This is a genomic window from Acinetobacter sp. YH12100, assembly GCF_013419135.1.
GTDB classification, from domain to species: domain Bacteria; phylum Pseudomonadota; class Gammaproteobacteria; order Pseudomonadales; family Moraxellaceae; genus Acinetobacter; species Acinetobacter pseudolwoffii.
Window position 1 is genome coordinate 77,701 of sequence record NZ_VPAQ01000012.1, and the last position, 17,212, is coordinate 94,912.

Genomic DNA, 17,212 nt, shown 5'->3' on the forward strand with positions numbered 1-17,212 from the left:
TTCAGCATGCATACTATAAAGGAACGAAGTTCAAAATGTTAGCAGTTGAAAAAGGTGGGGGAATATCATAAAAAGATGACAATAATTGATTATTTCGTGTTTTTTATAATAAAAATATGTACTTAGGCTTAAAATGACTAGATTGATTAATTAAAAACACTGTATAAATAATAGATAATATTACATAAAATCAAAGTCAATGCGATATATGGCATATGCACCTCTATCAATTGAGATCGAGCGGCTAAACTTTTCATATTAATAATTATCATAACCCTGACAAAATATGAATTAGTAGACATTTTACGTTAAAAAGCAAAAAACTCAATGCATAAAAAAAACCGGTATTTCTACCGGTTTTTTATCTTCATCTAGCGACTCTATTAGTCGTTAAATTTACGACGTGGACGATCTTCACCACCGAACGAACGTTCACCACGTGGTTTGTCATCAAAGTTGCGACGTACTGGACGATCACCGAAATCACGTTTTGGACGGTCATCACCGAATGAACGCGCTGGACGATCACCGAAACCACCTTCACGACGTGGAGCAGGACGATCACCGAAACCACCTTCACGACGTGGAGCAGGACGATCACCAAAATCACGTTTTGGACGATCACCATAACCGCCTTCACGAGCTGGCTTGTAATCTACACGGTTGCCACGGTTGTCATCATTAGAGCGAGGACGGTCACCAAAACCACCTTCACGACGCGGAGCTGGACGATCACCGAAGTCACGCTTTGGACGGTCATCAAACGAACGTTGTGGACGGTCGCCAAAACCACCTTCACGACGTGGCGCTGGACGGTCACCAAAGTCACGCTTTGGACGGTCATCAAACGAACGTTGTGGACGATCACCGAAACCGCCTTCACGACGTGGCGCTGGACGATCACCGAAGTCACGACGTGGACGATCTTCGCCAAATGCCGGACGTTCGCCACGTGGTTTGTCATCGAAGCTACGACGTGGACGATCATCACCGCCTTCACGACGTTTGAAGTTGCTTTCGCCTTCAAAACGACGACCACCGCCAAAACCACCACGACCGCCATCACGACGACCGCCGCCATCACGACCACGACCACGACCAGCGCCATCACGGCTACCACGTGCAGGAGGTGGAGATGGCTCAAGACCTTCGATTTCAGATACGTTTAAACGCGCATCAAGGAAGTCTTCCAAAGCACGGATTTTGCCACGCTCACGGTAAGTTGCAAGTGTAATGGCTTTACCAGTACGACCGGCACGACCTGTACGACCAATACGGTGTACATAGTCTTCGTTCTTCATTGGAAGACCGAAGTTAATTACGTGTGAAATGGTTGGTACGTCAAGACCACGAGCAGCAACGTCAGTTGCAACCAAGATCTTCGCACGACCTTCACGGATGCTGCGTAAACGACGGTTACGAACAGTTTGTGGCATAGCACCATGCAGCGCTACAACTGATAGGCCTGCTTCAGCAAGTTCTTCAGCCAACATATCTGTGTCTTCTTGAGTTGACGCAAATACAACTGCTTGATCAACGTCTTCTTCGTTCAACCAGTGAGTAAGCAGTTTTTTCTTGTGCTCGAAACCGTCAGTCCAATGCAAAGTCTGAGTAATGTCAGTATTTGTAGAGTGACCAGTTTCAATCGAAATACGCAGTGGATCATTCATCATGCGTTCTGCAAGTGTAATGATACGTGGTGCAAACGTCGCAGAGAACATTAGAGTTTGTTTACGGTTTGCAGCCAACTCACCAATTGCTTCCAAGTCTTCAGAGAAACCTAGGTCAAGCATACGGTCAGCTTCATCGACGATTAACGCATCAACTTTATCAAGTTTGATTTGACGGCGATTCACCAAGTCAAGTAGACGGCCTGGAGTTGCAACAACAACTTGCGCGCCTTTTAACTGTTGAATTTGCTTACCGAAAGGCATACCGCCCATGATTGCAGCAATACGAACACCTTTCATGTGACGTACAAATGCAATTGCGTCTTGACATACCTGTTGTGCCAATTCACGAGTCGGTGAAATCACCAGAATATTCGGTTGAGTAACCGCTTTCATACGGTCTTTAAATGGTACTAATGTATCTTGGCTTGCCAACGCATTTAAGGTAGGAAGCAAGAAAGCAGCAGTTTTACCAGAACCTGTTTGGCTTGACACAAGAAGGTCTTTACCTTCAAGTGCAGCTGGAATCGCTTGTTCTTGTACAGGAGTTGGAGTAGTAAAGCCTAAAGCATCGAGAGCCTGGGTTAGAGATTCGTCGAGGGAAAAATCAGCAAAAGTTTTGCTCATAGAGAGTGTTCACCCTGAAGTGGGTGCTCCATTAAATAAATTACAATATGGACATCGGCAAAAAGCGGCACAGCAAATAGAGCTGAAAAAGTTAGGATTCAGCAGCGATCCGAATAACGACGATGTGGATATAACGCACGTATATGATTACGGCCGCAAACCTGAAGGAATCGCTTAAGCGATTGGGGCGCGAAGGATATGTCCTCTCTATGGACAGAACGCGCATACAATGATTAGAAGATAGTGTTCAGGTAAAGAACGGAAAATTAAGTGCGTGGCAAGATTATAGCAGAATAATCAACAATGTCATTAAGTTTTAAAACTAATTTGCTCTGTCTATAATTTATATATTAATTTCATACACTTAAATATGAATAAAAAAATGTAACAACCGGTATAAAAAGGCAGTTTTCGCCAATTCACTTGATATTTCCAATATTCATATCATGTGAGAAATATACTCTACCTCCCTTCTTAACTATTTTACTGCTCTAAAAAAGGCATCCCGAAGGATGCCTTTTCTGAAAATTAGATATATTTCATCTAAACCCGATTATTTTGCTGCTTCACCCCAAGCAGGAACAACTGCTTGCATTAAAGGTTTAAGCATTTTCATTGAACAAGCCAAAACTTGACCATTTTCCATAGAGTCGCTACCACCACGTGCATCAACTACAGTACCGCCTGCTTCTTTCACGATCAATTCGCCCGCTGCGATATCCCAAGGTTTTAAACCAAGTTCGAAGTAAGCATCAAAACGGCCTGCAGCAACATAGGCTAAATCCAATGCCGCAGAACCTGAACGACGATATTGCGCGCCAGCTTCAGTCACGTTTAACAAACTTTGAAAATGGTTCTTGGCATAAGATACAACTTCGCCATTACGTTTAGCACGGTAAGCGTGACCAACAGCCATAAAGGTATTTTCCAGACTGTCTTTGACATTCACACGAATACGACGCTGGTTCATCATGGCACCACGACCACGACTGGCAGAGAATAGCTCATCTTTCACCGGGTCATAAATCACCCCGTGTTGAGTAATGCCTTTGTGCTGAACTGCGATAGAGATACAGAAATGCGGGAAACCGTTAATGAAGTTTAAAGTACCATCCAGTGGATCGATCACCCAACACCAATCGGCGTCGTGACCATTACCTTCCTGATAGCCAAACTCTTCACCAAGGAAACTGTGATTTTTATAGCTTTTACGTAGGGTATCGATGGTCAACTGCTCCAAATAACGATCTACACGCGTTACTGGACCATCAATTCCTTTTTCTTCGACTTGTAGATCGAGTTTATGACGATTCTGATGCGCTTTTAAAAGCTCTTGACCAACTAACTGAGCCGCACGCGCAGCCATCACCACCATAGGTTCCATTGAACACCCACTACAAATTTAAAGAAACTGATAAAGAATAATGCATAAAAGCCCCGATATCTTAGCAAATATCAGGGCTTTTTTGGAGAAAATGTGTCTAAAATTTTTAAGAACTTATGACAAAACGCTTTGCCCCAAGGCTGACCAGGCTTGATTCATTGATTTTTCAATACCTTGCGCATCCAATCCGGCCTGCTGCAACATTTGTGCATGCGTGGCCTGAGCCATAAACGTGTCGTCTAAACCAAGATTCAGCAGCGGTTTCACAATCTGTGCTTCTGCCAGATATTCATTCACAGCACTACCCGCACCGCCCATCACGGCATGTTCTTCTACTGTCACAAACAGACTGGTGCTTGATGCCAGATCATCCAGCATTTGCGTATCAAGAGGTTTGATAAAACGCATGTTCACAACACGCACACCAATCTCATGTTTCACTGCAAAGGCTTCAGCGGCGTCGACTGCGGCCTGTACCCGGCTGCCAAAAGCCAGCACAGAAATATATTCGTCACACTGCGCATTAAAGCTGGCGACAATTTCCGCCTGACCGATTGGAATTTCAAGCATCTTTTGCTGGATATCCACCCCTAAGCCATTACCACGTGGATAACGCACAGCTGCCGGCCCAGGATATAAATAAGCGGTATGCAGCATTTGACGACATTCATTTTCGTCTTTTGGTGCCATGATCACGATATTCGGGATCGTCCGCATATAGGCATAGTCATAGGCACCGGCATGGGTCGGGCCATCTTCACCGACCAGACCAGCACGATCAATACCGAAGGTCACATCCAGATTTTGTAAGGCCACATCGTGTACCAGCTGGTCATAACCACGTTGCAGGAAGGTCGAATAAATTGCCACGACCGGCTTTAAGCCTTCACAGGCCATGCCCGCAGCCAGCGTCACGGCATGCTGCTCTGCAATCGCGACATCGAAAAAACGTTCCGGATATTCTTTGGCAAACTGCACCATACCTGAGCCTTCGCACATGGCCGGTGTAATCGCGAGCAAGCGCGAGTCCTGTGCTGCTTCATCGCAGAGCCACTGTCCAAATACATCCGAATATTTCGGTGCAGTCTTGGCAGCGGTAATGGCATTAAGCTTACTAATCGCGTGATATTTGATTTGATCCGATTCGGCCGGCGCAAAGCCCTTGCCCTTTTTAGTATAGATATGAATCAGACGTGGGCCTGTACGCTTTTTCAGCGCTTTAAATACATGCACCAGTTGTTTGACATCATGACCGTCATAAGGGCCGAAATAGTCAAAGCCGATGGCTTTAAACAGGTTATCTGCGGCATCAGTCGCGGCACAGTGCAAGCGTGAGTTATACAGCCACTCCGGATGCGGCTGTACGTAAGCTTCACCTTCCTCGGTGATATTAACGAATTCACCGCGCTCCCAGATCGCCGCCAGATGCTTGGCAAAACCGCCAGTACTGCAAGAAATCGACATGTCATTGTCGTTCAGCACCACCATCAGATCGGCATTGTGCGCAACGGCATCGTTCAAGGCTTCAAAGGCCATACCCGCCGTCATGGCGCCATCGCCAATAATCGATACCACTTCACATGGCTTGTTCTGGTAGCGACGTGCCAAGGCCATGCCCAGACCAGCAGAAATCGCCGTCGAAGAATGCCCTACCCCAAAGGTATCAAATTCAGATTCTTCACGTGCCGGAAAGGCTGCCAGACCATCTTTGGCCCGGATAGTGGTGAGCTGTTCACGACGACCGGTCAATGCCTTATGCGGATAGGCCTGATGCCCCACATCCCAGATCAGACGGTCATGTGGAGTATTGAAGCAATAGTGCAGAGCCACCGTAAGCTCAATAACACCGAGGTTTGCACCAAAATGTCCACCACTTTGCCCGGCAGCATACAAAATGAATTGACGTAACTCATCTGCCACCTGTACTAGCTGGCTTTGCTCGAGTAAACGTAGTTGCTCAGGATGATTGATCGTATCCAGCAACGGTGTTACAGGGCGTTGAGTAGGGATTTCTGTATACAGCATATTATGGCAAAGCCTTCTAAAGCCTGGCAAATCTAAAGCTAGGTCAATGGGGAGTACCCGATCATATAGCTGAATTGTAGCAGCTTCAATTCAGCTACGCTTCTAGCGATGCAATATTAAACAATGATCTCATCGGGGTGAAAAAATCGCAGGCTACGATTATCCTGAATAATCTTACTATTTATCAACTATTATCGTCTGCTTTCTACAAAAAAGAAAATCTAATACAGAATTTCGACTTTGCAATTCTACCAATGTTCAATCATTACGCTATACTTTAGCCACTTTCAGGATTTAACGGGTTCAGCTGTGCCAATCGAATTTGTCGCAACGTCAAGATTACCTACCGCTCACGGTGAATTTAAAATTACTGTATTTCAAGACCCTAAGACTGGCGAAGAACATGTCGCGCTGTCTAAAGGACTTGAAGAAGTTTCTGACGAGCCAGTCGTGGTTCGTGTACATTCTGAATGTTTAACCGGTGATGCCTTTGCTTCACTGAAATGTGACTGTGGCCCGCAATTGCAGGCGACTTTAAAGCTGATCAATGAGTTAGGTCGCGGGGCGATTCTGTATTTGCGTCAGGAAGGACGCGGTATTGGCCTGACCAACAAGATTCGTGCCTATGCCCTGCAAGATCAGGGACATGATACGGTCGATGCCAATTTAATGCTTAATCTGCCGGCTGATGCACGTCAATATGACATGTGCAGCATTATGCTGGATCATTTGCAGGTCAAAGCGGTACGTCTGGTGACCAACAATCCTTTAAAAATTGAAGCTTTAAAAGCCCAAGGGATTAATGTGGTCGATCGGGTGCCCCTCACCGTCGGCTTAAATCCGTTTAATGAGCAATATCTCAAAACCAAACATGAGCGTATGGCACATCTTTATCAGAAGGATGATTTTTAAATCCTCCCCTTAATAAATCCCTCCAAACCTCCCTTTCTTGCGCTTCGACTTAAAGCAATGCTTAAGTCTTGCTCAGGGAGGCTTTTCCTTCTTTCAAAAAAAGGAGAAAACTCCCTCCTTTCTTAAAGGAGGGTTGGGATGGATTAAGTGTTAAATCGTCATCGAAAAAATCCGGTTCTCCGGCATGCGTCGCTTTAAACGTAAATCAAAAGCCATACAAATATTACGTACAAATGGTTTCCCTTTCTCCAAAATCGTGACTGATGAGTCTGTCATTTGAATCAAACCATCCTGTGCCATTTCTTTAAGCTGTTCCACCACCTGATCGATTTCAGGGAAAAATAGCTCGGGTTTTTCCCATGAGGTACTAAAGCTGCACATCAAATTCAGAATATGCTGACGAATAATCAAATCTTCCTGATTTAAGACATGTCCTTTAAATACCGGAATTTCATTGCGAGCTAAACAGGCATAATATTCTTCAATAGTTTTCACATTCTGGGCAAAGCTGTACCAGCTATCACTGATCGAAGAAATTCCTAAACCGATCATCACTTGAGTTTTAGAGGCGGTGTATCCCATAAAATTGCGGTGTAATGTTCCAGCTTGAAAGGACTGGTACATGCCATCTGTATCTAAAGCAAAATGATCCATGCCAATTTCATGATAGCCATGCGCCAGCAGTTTCTTTTTGGCCGCTTCATAACATTCACGTTTGATTGCATCTTTGGGTACATCAGCATCTTTAAAACCGCGCTGGCCATTGCCTTTAATCCAAGGCACATGTGCATAGCTATATAAAGCCAAACGATCCGGCAGAAGTGAATTGGTTTGCTCAATGGTATTTAAGACATCGTCCAGATGCTGAAAAGGCAGGCCAAACACCAGATCATGCGAAATCGACTCATAGCCAATTTCACGCGCCCATTCGGTTACCTGTTTGACATGTTCATAGGGCTGAATCCGGTGAATGGCTTTTTGCACGGTTTCATTATAATCCTGCACCCCATAACTGACCCGGCGAAAGCCCAGATCATACAAGCCTTGTAAATGCTCACGCGTGGTATTGTTCGGATGCCCTTCAAAACTGAATTCATGCACAGGCGCTATGTCTGCTTTGGCCAAAATACCTTGAATCAGTTGAGTCAAATGCTCAACAGAAAAGAAAGTCGGTGTTCCCCCGCCTAAATGAATTTCTTTAATGACCGGCTTATCTTTCAGCAACTCACAATACAAATCCCATTCTTTCAGCACTGCCTGAATATAGGGCTGTTCCATTTCATGTTTTTTCGTGACTCGCTTATGACACCCGCAAAAAGTGCACAGGCTTTCGCAAAATGGCAGATGGATATACAGGCTAATGCCTTCACTTTGATTGGATTCAGTAAAGGATTTTTTCAGCGTTTGCTTCCATTGTTCCAGTGAGAAATTCTGCTCTTCCCAATATGGAACGGTCGGATAACTGGTATAGCGGGGACCGGGAACATTATATTTTTGAATCAGGGAATTGACCTGTACCGACATGACACCCACCTATTACCATCGAGAAATGCTCAAACCCATGAGCGCTTGCAAGTTATTGTGCGGAGCTTGAAAAAAGAATTCAACCTAGCCATTTGGTCGGATTTAATACCCCATTCTGTCCATCAATACTCAAATTTAAAGCCTGGTTCAATCCACTACATTGCTAAATAGACCTTAATCTTTGACTGATTTTATGCTTTGATGTAGCTAGTTTTTTATTTCCCTACGAGGCTCTGATGCAGCATCCTACATCTGCGGATATTCAACGCGTTCGTGAATTTCTCCTCGACCTGCAGGCACGGATTTGTGCAGCACTGGAACAACAGGAGCGTGCTGGCGGCGGTACGGCCGAATTTATCATTGATGACTGGGAACGTCCGGAAGGTGGTGGTGGCCGTTCGCGTGTTTTGCAAAATGGTACCGTGATTGAGAAAGGTGGGGTGATGTTCTCCCATATCAATATTTCCAAACTGCCCGCTTCAGCCACTGAACGCCATCCCAATATTGCCGGTGCCAAGGCGCAAGCGATGGGTGTATCGCTGGTCATCCATCCGAAAAATCCGAATGTACCGACCTCACATGCCAACGTGCGTTTATTTGTTGCAGAAAAAGAAGGGCAAGATCCAATCTGGTGGTTTGGTGGCGGTTTCGACCTGACCCCGTTCTATTCAAATGATGAAGATGTCCTTTCGTGGCATCAGACGGCGCATGATCTGTGTGCGCCATTTGGTGAAGAGATTTATCCTGAACATAAACAATGGTGTGATGATTATTTCTATTTAAAACATCGTGATGAACAGCGTGGTGTCGGCGGGTTATTCTTTGATGATCTGAATCAGTGGGATTTTGATACCTGTTTCCAGTATATACAGGCCGTAGGCAATGGTTATCTAGAGGCGATTCTGCCGATTTTCCAGCGTAATCAGGATAAGCCTTATACCGAAGCACAACGCGAGTTCCAGTTGTATCGTCGTGGCCGTTATGTCGAATACAATCTGGTTTATGACCGCGGTACGCTATTTGGTTTGCAGACCGGCGGCCGAATTGAATCAATCTTGGTGAGCTTGCCTCCACTGACCGGCTGGTCCTATCGTCCTGAATGGGATGAAGGCTCGCCGGAAAAGCGTTTGACCGATTACTATCTGAAACCCCATGACTGGCTCACAGAATTAAAATCAACTGCAATGAAATGATACAAAACAGCCCTCAAATAGAGGGCTGTTTTAATCCATTATTCCTCTATACTGCTGCAGAGTAATCCCTGATTTGGTCGCGGCATCCTATCGCTACATCGATCACAATCTATTAGATGTCTAGTGAGAATAACAATGCATCATCTTCAATTAAATCTTCCTGTTTTTGCCTTTTGGCTTTTTCTGGCTCTCGCCATCAGTGCGATGAGTACCGCCGTTTTGAGTCATAATCTGCTTCTGGATGGCGCGGCTATTCTGGTGAGTATCCTGACTGTGGTCGGAGCTGTGCTTAGTATGGCGCTGGTATTTGCAGAACATATTATGGACATCTGCAGTTCCTAAACCGCACTTCCAGCCCCCTTATTTAAAACAGCGCAGGCTTTAGTCCCTGCGCTTTTTCACGTATATTGATGCTCATTTCAGCACATGGACATTGTGAAATGAGCAAACAATTTGCCGTGATTGGTAATCCGATTGAACAGTCACGCTCTCCAGAATTGCATCATGCTTTTGCAGCAAAAACCGGAATTGATCTAAATTACAGCAAACGTCTGGCTCCACTGGATGGCTTTGAGGCCAATATTCAGGAGTTTTTTGCCCATGGCGGAATCGGGATGAATGTCACCGTGCCGTTTAAAGAGCAGGCTTTTGCCCAGTGTCAGGTGCTCAGTGAGCGAGCCAAAATTGCCAAGGCAGTGAATACCCTGTGGATGAAAAATGGTATTTTGCATGGCGATAATACTGATGGTCAAGGTCTGGTCGATGCGATTCGTGCACTCAACTGGCCGCTGGAAAATACCAACATCCTGATTATCGGTGCAGGCGGCGCAACCCGTGGCGTGATCTATCCTCTCGCCCAGGCAGGCGCAAAAAAAATTGTGATTGCCAATCGCACCTTGGCACGCGCTGAACAACTGGTTGCGGATCTGCAGGATGCTGTAGCGCAGCTCGAATTACAGGCTATTTCACTAGAACATCTTGCAGGTGAGTTTGATCTGGTGATCAATGCCACTTCAGCCAGTCTCAGCGGTGATGCTTTGCTGCTTCCAGAAGCCTTACAGTTTAACTATGCCTATGAAATGGCCTATGGCAAGCCTTCCTCCTTCCTTGATCAGGCCAAAGCACGTGCTGTGCCAACATCTGAAGGCTTTGGCATGCTGGTCGGTCAGGCACTGGAATCTTTTTCTATCTGGAATGGCATCAAACCAGATTTAAAAGATTTTCTATAAATATCCAGTTATTTTGACCAGAGAATTCGGGTTGTAACAACAATCCGAATTGATCTTAACTCCATTATTAAAGACTAAAAATTCAGCTACTGGATTTAATGACATTTTTAACTTGAATTTTTTATTGATAACAATTGAGTACAATTCATACAAAAGTAGCACTAGACAATCTGGTGTTCAATTCATTAAAGTCCAATCAGATAAGAAGTTTTCAACCTTTCTGTACGCTGACAGCCAGAAGATGAAATCATCCGATTTTATTGGTTGGCTCTAAGACTCGATTCGCTTTTCTGACATTTTTATTTGCTTGCCTTATCAATGTTTTTTTATCTCAAATATGAATAATCAAAGAATCGATACAGATAATCCAAAACTATTTTAATCAGGATTAAACGCATGCCAGCATATAAAGCCCCTTTACACGACATTCGCTTCCTTATGAATGAAGTGCTCGATTACCCTGCGCACTACCAGAATTTGTCGAATGGTGAATATGCCGATACCGACACGGTAGACATGATCTTGGAAGGTGCAGCAGATTTCTGTGAAAATGTACTTTCACCTCTGAATGAAAGCGGTGATGCTGAAGGCTGTCATTTTGAAAATGGCGAAGTGAAAACGCCTAAGGGCTTTAAAGACGCTTATGATCAGTTCGTCCAAGGTGGCTGGCAAGGTCTGTCTTATCCTGAAGAGTTTGGTGGTCAAAACCTGCCAATGTCTTTAAACCTGATCAAATCGGAAATGATGGGAACTGCAAACTGGTCATTCCAGATGTATCCGGGTTTAAGCGTGGGTTGTATCAATACCATTATCCAGTACGGCACCGATGAGCAGAAGAATACCTATCTGCCACATCTGGTTGCGGGTACTTGGGCTGGCACCATGTGTCTGACTGAACCGCAATGTGGTACCGACTTGGGTCAGGTTAAAACCAAAGCCGAGCCGCAAGAAGATGGTACGTATGCCATTTCAGGAACCAAAATCTTTATTTCCGCAGGCGAGCACGATCTCACTGAAAATATCGTACATATCGTGCTGGCGCGCCTTCCGGATGCACCGCAAGGTACTAAAGGCATTTCACTGTTTATCGTACCGAAATTTATTGCTGCTGCCGATGGTGGCATCGGTGAACGCAATCCAGTCAATTGCGGTTCGATTGAACATAAAATGGGGATTCGCGCCTCAGCAACAGCCGTGCTGAATTTTGACAAGGCCACGGGTTACTTGATTGGTGAACCAAATAAAGGCTTGCATGCCATGTTCACCTTCATGAACACTGCGCGTATTGGTACTGCGATTCAAGGCATCTGTCATGCGGAGTTATCCTTCCAAGGTGCTCTGCCGTATGCCAAAGAACGTATGTCGATGCGCGCCCTGTCTGGCAAAAAAGATCCGGAAAAAGTGGCGGATGCCATCATTCATCATGCCGATGTACGCCGTATGCTGTTGACGCAAAAAGCCATTGCCGAAGGTGGCCGTGCCATGATTTATCATGCTGCGCAAATTGCCGACAACATGAATGATGCTTTATTGCGCGGCGATACCGCTGCCTTTGAACAGCATGATGATCACTTAGGTTTCTATACCCCGATTCTAAAAGGCTTCCTGACTGAAATGGGCTATGAAGCATCGAATCATGGTATGCAAGTCTTTGGTGGTCATGGCTATATCAAAGAATGGGGCATGGAACAGATTGTACGTGACTCACGTATCTCTACCTTGTACGAAGGAACGACAGGTGTACAGGCACTCGATCTGATCGGTCGTAAAGTACTGTTAACCTCGAAAGGCAAAGTGATTCGTGATTATACCGCTGAAATCCTGAAATTTTGTGGTCAGCATGCGCGTAATAAATATATGCGCCGCTTTGCCTGGGATCTCACCAAGCTATGTGCCCAGTGGAATGCATTAACTGTTCGAATCATGCTGGCAGCCCGTAAAGACCGCGACATCGTCTCTTCTGCTTCAGTCGATTTCCTGATGTTCTCGGGCTATGTGATGATGGCATACTTCTGGGCGCAGCAAGCTGCAGTTGCCTCAGCCAAACTGGCTTCTGGCGATGGCGCAGAAGTACCTGAGTTCTATAAAGCAAAAATCAAAACCGCTGATTTCTATTTCGAACGTATTCTGCCTCGTACCCAAGGTCATGCTGAAGCGATGGTGAATCCATCCAAAACCATGACCGCACTGGCGCCAGAGCACTTTAGTTTTGATTACTAAGCTGTAAATTGAATTACAAAGAGCGCTTCGGCGCTCTTTGTATTGAGAGCTACCCTTTCAAAACCCTAAAAACACTGATCTGAATACAAAATATACAGGTTTAATTTTATATTTTTCAATAGCCTAATAAATTAGATAAATAAAACGCTTGTATATCTCAAAATAAGCGGTATGATAATCCCAACTAGAAAAATTCTTGTTTTGGTTAGTTTCTTTTAAGTATCGCAGTTTTAGTCATAAACCTTCGTATTACAGATCAAAAAGCTCCATCCTTTTTATTTTTCAAAGTTACAGTTAGTCATCTGAAATTTTGGCTATAAATTCATACGATTCAATAGGTTACATTATGTCTAATACAGTTAACGGTACAGTAAAATGGTTCAACGAAACTAAAGGTTTCGGTTTCATTCAACAAGAATCAGGTCCAGACGTTTTTGCTCATTTCAGCGAAATCACTGGTTCAGGTTTCAAAACTTTAGTTGAAGGCCAAAAGGTTTCTTTCAGCGTAGCTCAAGGTCAAAAAGGCCCTACAGCTGTAAATATCGTTGCTCTATAATTTAGAAGCAAGATATTGAAAAAAAGCACTTTTAGAGTGCTTTTTTTGTGCTTGTAATTTCTCTTATTCAGCTCTAGCTTTTAAAGCTTATTTGTTTGATCTAAAAACCGGTGTGCTCTATGCCAAGCTAAAAATTCCTGATCTGGTAAAATCTGCACAATAAAAAACCCTCATATAGATTTATGAAGGTCTTTGAAAAATGTTCAGAAAATAAAAATCAGTTAAAGAAATTCTTCCAGTACCGAATTTAAGAAGATATGCCCCTGCTCGGTACATGCAAGCCGGTTTTGGTCATCGATCATTAATTTTCTTTTACGTAAAGAGCTTAATAAATCTTGTAAAGTATCCAAACTTTGACCAGTACGCTCGATATAAAATTTAGCCTCTACGCCCTGATTTAAGCGTAGCGCATTCATCATAAACTCAAATGGCATCTCTTCAGCTTCAATACGCTTAAACTGCAAATGTTCAGCAGGTACTTTGGCTAAGTAATCCTTAGGTAAGCGGGTTTTCTGGAAACGATATACGCCATCAGGTTGAGTCACTTTGCCATGTGCACCCGCACCAATCGCCAGATAATCGCCGAATTGCCAATAATTCAGGTTATGCGCTGAAGGTAATTCTTTACGCCAGGCAGAAACTTCATAATTGATAAAGCCTTGAGCTTTGAGGTAAATTTCGCCCTGCTCCTGAATATCTTCAAGTACATCATCTACCGGTAGAATAGGTTGGGTACGGAAAAATACCGTATTCGGTTCAATCGTCAGCTGATACCAGGAAATATGTGTCGCGCCATTTTCTACCGCAAGTTTTAAATCATGCAAGGCCTGATCTAAAGTCTGTTCAGGCAAGCCATGCATTAAATCGACATTAATTCGTCGAAAGCCTGCTTCACGCGCCAATCCAATCGCAGAAATCGCATCTTCATTGCTGTGAATCCGACCCAAGCGTTTAAGATGGTCAGTATTAAAACTCTGCACCCCAATTGACAAACGGTTAATGCCGGCCTGCAAATAACCTGCAAATGGGTCATGCTCTACCGTACCGGGATTTGCTTCCAGCGTAATTTCACAGCCTTCTGCAAAGGGAATAATGGCTTGCAACTGATCAAATAGCCATTGATAGCCTTGAGCAGAAATCAGCGACGGCGTACCGCCACCAATAAATACACTATGAATCTGGCGGCCTTGGGCAAAATCGACCTGCGTTTTAAAATCCTCAACCAAGGCATGTAAATATTCCTGTTCTAGTTCCAGTGATAATTCACCATCAGGAACAGCATGCGAATTAAAGTCACAATACGGACATTTGCGCACGCACCATGGCATATGAATATATAAAGACAATGGGATAACAGCAGGATTCAATTCAGCCAAAGAACTACTCAAAAACGACTACAAGATATAGCTGAATTTTAACATGACTCGGCAGCAACACTGCTAAAATTAAAATGATCACCGGGTTATATCTAAAAACTCAAATAGAATTAGACAGTTAAAATTATGAAAATATCTTCTCAACTGATTATTTTACTTCCTTTAGTCTTTGCAATTGGTGTTTTGCTGACGCTTCAAACCGCAATTAACACGCAACTGAAAGAATATTTATATTCTCCTATGCAAGCTGCATTTTTTTCCTTTTTGATTGGTACAATAGTGCTCGCTGTGATTGTACTTTTTCAGTCCAACCCCAAACCCGGTGTACAGGAATTAATGAATGTTCCCTGGTATTTATGGCTTGGGGGCATCGTGGGTGTCTACGCGATTAGCATGAGCATTTATGCAGCCCCCAAACTTGGCTTTCTGGTGCTTAGCGGCCTGATTATTTTTGGTCAGATGGCCATGTCGATGCTGGTCGATCATCTGGGTTTATTGGGCAACGAAAAAATGCCGATTAACTGGCAACGTCTTTTAGGCGGCGGAGTAATTTTTATTGGTGTGCTTCTCACTTTACAACGCTAAACCCCTCTATTTAAGCACATGATCACGATGAGTAATTTTTGTGTCGAATGTTACACCGGTTACGACCTTTGGTTTTGAATTAAAAAAACTGTTTCATCTGATGTTACCTATTCTGGTAACCCAATTTTCCCAGGCAGGTTTGGGCCTGATTGATACCATTATGGCAGGTCATCTGTCTGCGACCGATCTTGCAGCAATTGCAGTCGGGGTGGGTCTGTGGATTCCGGTGATGCTGCTGTTTAGCGGTATCATGATTGCAACGACACCCTTGGTGGCTGAAGCGAATGGCGCACGTACCCCTGAAAAAATTGCCACCATTGCCCGTCAGTCACTTTGGGTAGCCCTGATTCTGGGGATTATTGCTGGCCTGATTTTGCAGCTGTTGCCAGCGACTTTACCAATCTTAGGTGTACCGGAAAGCTTGCAGCCCAAAGCCGGTTTATTCCTGCATGCGATTGGTTTTGGTATGCCGGCAGTGACTATGTATGCCGCCTTACGTGGCTATTCAGAAGCGATTGGTCATCCACGTCCGGTGACCGTCATCAGCCTATTGGCACTGGTATTGCTGGTTCCACTGAACTATGTATTTATGTATGGAATTGGCCCTGTTCCAGCCTTGGGTAGTGCCGGCTGTGGTTTTGCTACGGCAATTTTACAGTGGTTAATGGTCATTACTCTGGCACTGTATATTTTTAAGAATAAAGCCTATCAACGCACCCAGCCGTTTACTCATTGGGAAAAAATCAACCCGGAATGGATGAAACGCATCTTGCAGCTTGGTCTGCCGATCGGACTGGCGATTTTCTTTGAGGTCAGTATTTTTAGTACTGCGGCGATCGTGCTCAGCCCTTTGGGAGAAACTATTGTTGCTGCGCATCAGATTGCCATTTCAGTGACCTCACAGCTGTTTATGATTCCAATGTCACTGGCGATTGCCCTGACCATTCGGGTCGGCACCTATTATGGCGAGCAGAACTGGCAGGCGATGCGTAAAGTGCAATATCTCGGCCTGATCACTGCTACTATTCTGGCAATCCTGACCATGATTTTGCTTTGGGCGTTCCGTAATGAAATCGTGGCGCTCTACACCTCGGATATGATCGTGACCCAAATCGCGGTCTATCTGATTCTGTTTGCGATTGCTTATCAACTAATGGATGGCTGGCAGATCAGTGCAGCAGGTTGTCTGCGTGGGATGCAGGACACCAAAGGCCCTATGTGGATCACCATGCTGGCTTACTGGGTGATTGCCTTCCCGGTCGGGGTGTATCTGTCCCGCTTTACCGACATGGGCGCAGCCGGTGTCTGGGTTGGCCTGATTGTGGGTCTGAGTGTGGCCTGTGTACTTTTATTAGCTCGTTTATATGGCAACAATAAACGTTTAAGTCTCGACCACTCAATGCGTTCAACCGATTAATTCAAGCTGGAAAATGCGCTGCGATTCAGGATCCAGTGCATTTTTTAATCCTTTGGAAATCTCCGATTCGTCTATCACATCTTTGATCAGCAGGGGCTCTTACAATCACCTCCGTGCCATTAAAGCGCATGGTGGGTGAATCATCTAACTTAGGTCCTGTATTTAAGGTTTAAGTGATACGCACACAAAAATGCACATCATCTTGAGCAGTAAAATATCGATAGACTTTCATTGAATTTTCTTCATTACTGCGAGTTGTTTTATTTATACTTTTGGGACTAGAACAACCTTTAGTATGATTATGTAGCTTTATCTAAAGCAATGATGTATTCAGGAATCTTGTTTTGGTTTAAGTACAGGAAAGGAAGAAAAATCTTCTGATAAATCAAAGATCATGCACTAAAGATGGAGAAGTTAAAGAAAATCACAACACAACCTCTACAATTAAATCTAGGCAATTGAATCTTTGTCACCTATGATCAAATACATCAAAT

Annotated in this window: 13 protein-coding genes and 1 pseudogene; 8 read left to right on the forward strand and 6 right to left on the reverse strand. The window is 44.3% G+C overall.

All coding sequences use genetic code 11. From position 1 onward, the window contains the following. Positions 1–383: 383 nt before the first annotated feature. From FTU40_RS09910 to dxs, 3 genes are all read right to left on the reverse strand, one after another. Complete coding sequence (locus FTU40_RS09910) at positions 384–2,297, reverse strand: DEAD/DEAH box helicase (protein ID WP_180040676.1); 1,914 nt, start codon at positions 2,295–2,297, stop codon at positions 384–386. 553 nt (positions 2,298–2,850) lie between these two features. After that, the gene (locus FTU40_RS09915) at positions 2,851–3,681 is read right to left on the reverse strand and encodes an inositol monophosphatase family protein (protein ID WP_034608351.1); all 831 of its coding nucleotides are present in this window, start codon (positions 3,679–3,681) and stop codon (positions 2,851–2,853) included. A gap of 114 nt (positions 3,682–3,795) precedes the next feature. After that, positions 3,796–5,706, reverse strand: a complete 1,911-nt coding sequence (gene dxs / locus FTU40_RS09920; protein WP_100355141.1) for a 1-deoxy-D-xylulose-5-phosphate synthase — start codon at positions 5,704–5,706, stop codon at positions 3,796–3,798. Between the two features lie 309 nt (positions 5,707–6,015). Here dxs and ribA point away from each other — a divergent pair, with 309 nt between their 5' ends. Next, positions 6,016–6,618 carry a GTP cyclohydrolase II gene (gene ribA / locus FTU40_RS09925; protein WP_005094196.1) on the forward strand — a complete coding sequence of 201 codons (603 nt, stop codon included), beginning with the start codon at positions 6,016–6,018 and terminating at the stop codon, positions 6,616–6,618. Positions 6,619–6,768: 150 nt separating this feature from the next. Here the strand turns inward: ribA and hemN are convergent, their stop codons facing one another. Then, a complete protein-coding gene (gene hemN / locus FTU40_RS09930) occupies positions 6,769–8,142 on the reverse strand; it encodes an oxygen-independent coproporphyrinogen III oxidase (RefSeq protein ID WP_005094198.1) in 1,374 nt (457 codons plus the stop codon). 236 nt (positions 8,143–8,378) lie between these two features. Here hemN and hemF point away from each other — a divergent pair, with 236 nt between their 5' ends. The 5 genes from hemF (at position 8,379) to FTU40_RS09955 (ending at position 13,340) form a co-directional block, all read left to right on the forward strand. Continuing rightward, positions 8,379–9,335 (forward strand): oxygen-dependent coproporphyrinogen oxidase, encoded by a 957-nt coding sequence (hemF, locus tag FTU40_RS09935; RefSeq protein ID WP_180040678.1) that lies wholly within the window; start codon positions 8,379–8,381, stop codon positions 9,333–9,335. Between the two features lie 135 nt (positions 9,336–9,470). After that, positions 9,471–9,677 carry a hypothetical protein gene (locus FTU40_RS09940; RefSeq protein ID WP_005094202.1) on the forward strand — a complete coding sequence of 69 codons (207 nt, stop codon included), beginning with the start codon at positions 9,471–9,473 and terminating at the stop codon, positions 9,675–9,677. A gap of 98 nt (positions 9,678–9,775) precedes the next feature. Continuing rightward, positions 9,776–10,564, forward strand: a complete 789-nt coding sequence (aroE, locus tag FTU40_RS09945) for a shikimate dehydrogenase (protein WP_005094203.1) — start codon at positions 9,776–9,778, stop codon at positions 10,562–10,564. Between the two features lie 396 nt (positions 10,565–10,960). After that, complete coding sequence (locus FTU40_RS09950; RefSeq protein ID WP_005168756.1) at positions 10,961–12,784, forward strand: acyl-CoA dehydrogenase C-terminal domain-containing protein; 1,824 nt, start codon at positions 10,961–10,963, stop codon at positions 12,782–12,784. Positions 12,785–13,130: 346 nt separating this feature from the next. After that, positions 13,131–13,340, forward strand: a complete 210-nt coding sequence (locus FTU40_RS09955) for a cold-shock protein (RefSeq protein WP_004281542.1) — start codon at positions 13,131–13,133, stop codon at positions 13,338–13,340. A 221-nt stretch (positions 13,341–13,561) separates the two neighbouring features. Here the strand turns inward: FTU40_RS09955 and hemW are convergent, their stop codons facing one another. Then, complete coding sequence (hemW, locus tag FTU40_RS09960) at positions 13,562–14,716, reverse strand: radical SAM family heme chaperone HemW (protein ID WP_180040680.1); 1,155 nt, start codon at positions 14,714–14,716, stop codon at positions 13,562–13,564. Between the two features lie 126 nt (positions 14,717–14,842). On the opposite strand from hemW, the gene FTU40_RS09965 reads away from it, so the two are divergent. Next, on the forward strand, positions 14,843–15,301 hold the full coding sequence (locus tag FTU40_RS09965; RefSeq protein ID WP_005094208.1) for a DMT family transporter: 459 nt from the start codon (positions 14,843–14,845) through the stop codon (positions 15,299–15,301). 40 nt (positions 15,302–15,341) lie between these two features. Next, positions 15,342–16,718, forward strand: coding sequence for an MATE family efflux transporter (locus FTU40_RS09970; RefSeq protein ID WP_373686056.1), 1,377 nt, complete (start codon positions 15,342–15,344; stop codon positions 16,716–16,718). Here FTU40_RS09970 and FTU40_RS15235 read toward each other — a convergent pair. Further along, positions 16,707–16,950, reverse strand: a pseudogene (locus FTU40_RS15235) (DUF1737 domain-containing protein). The gene FTU40_RS09970 and the pseudogene FTU40_RS15235 overlap by 12 nt on opposite strands. Positions 16,951–17,212 lie beyond the last annotated feature (262 nt).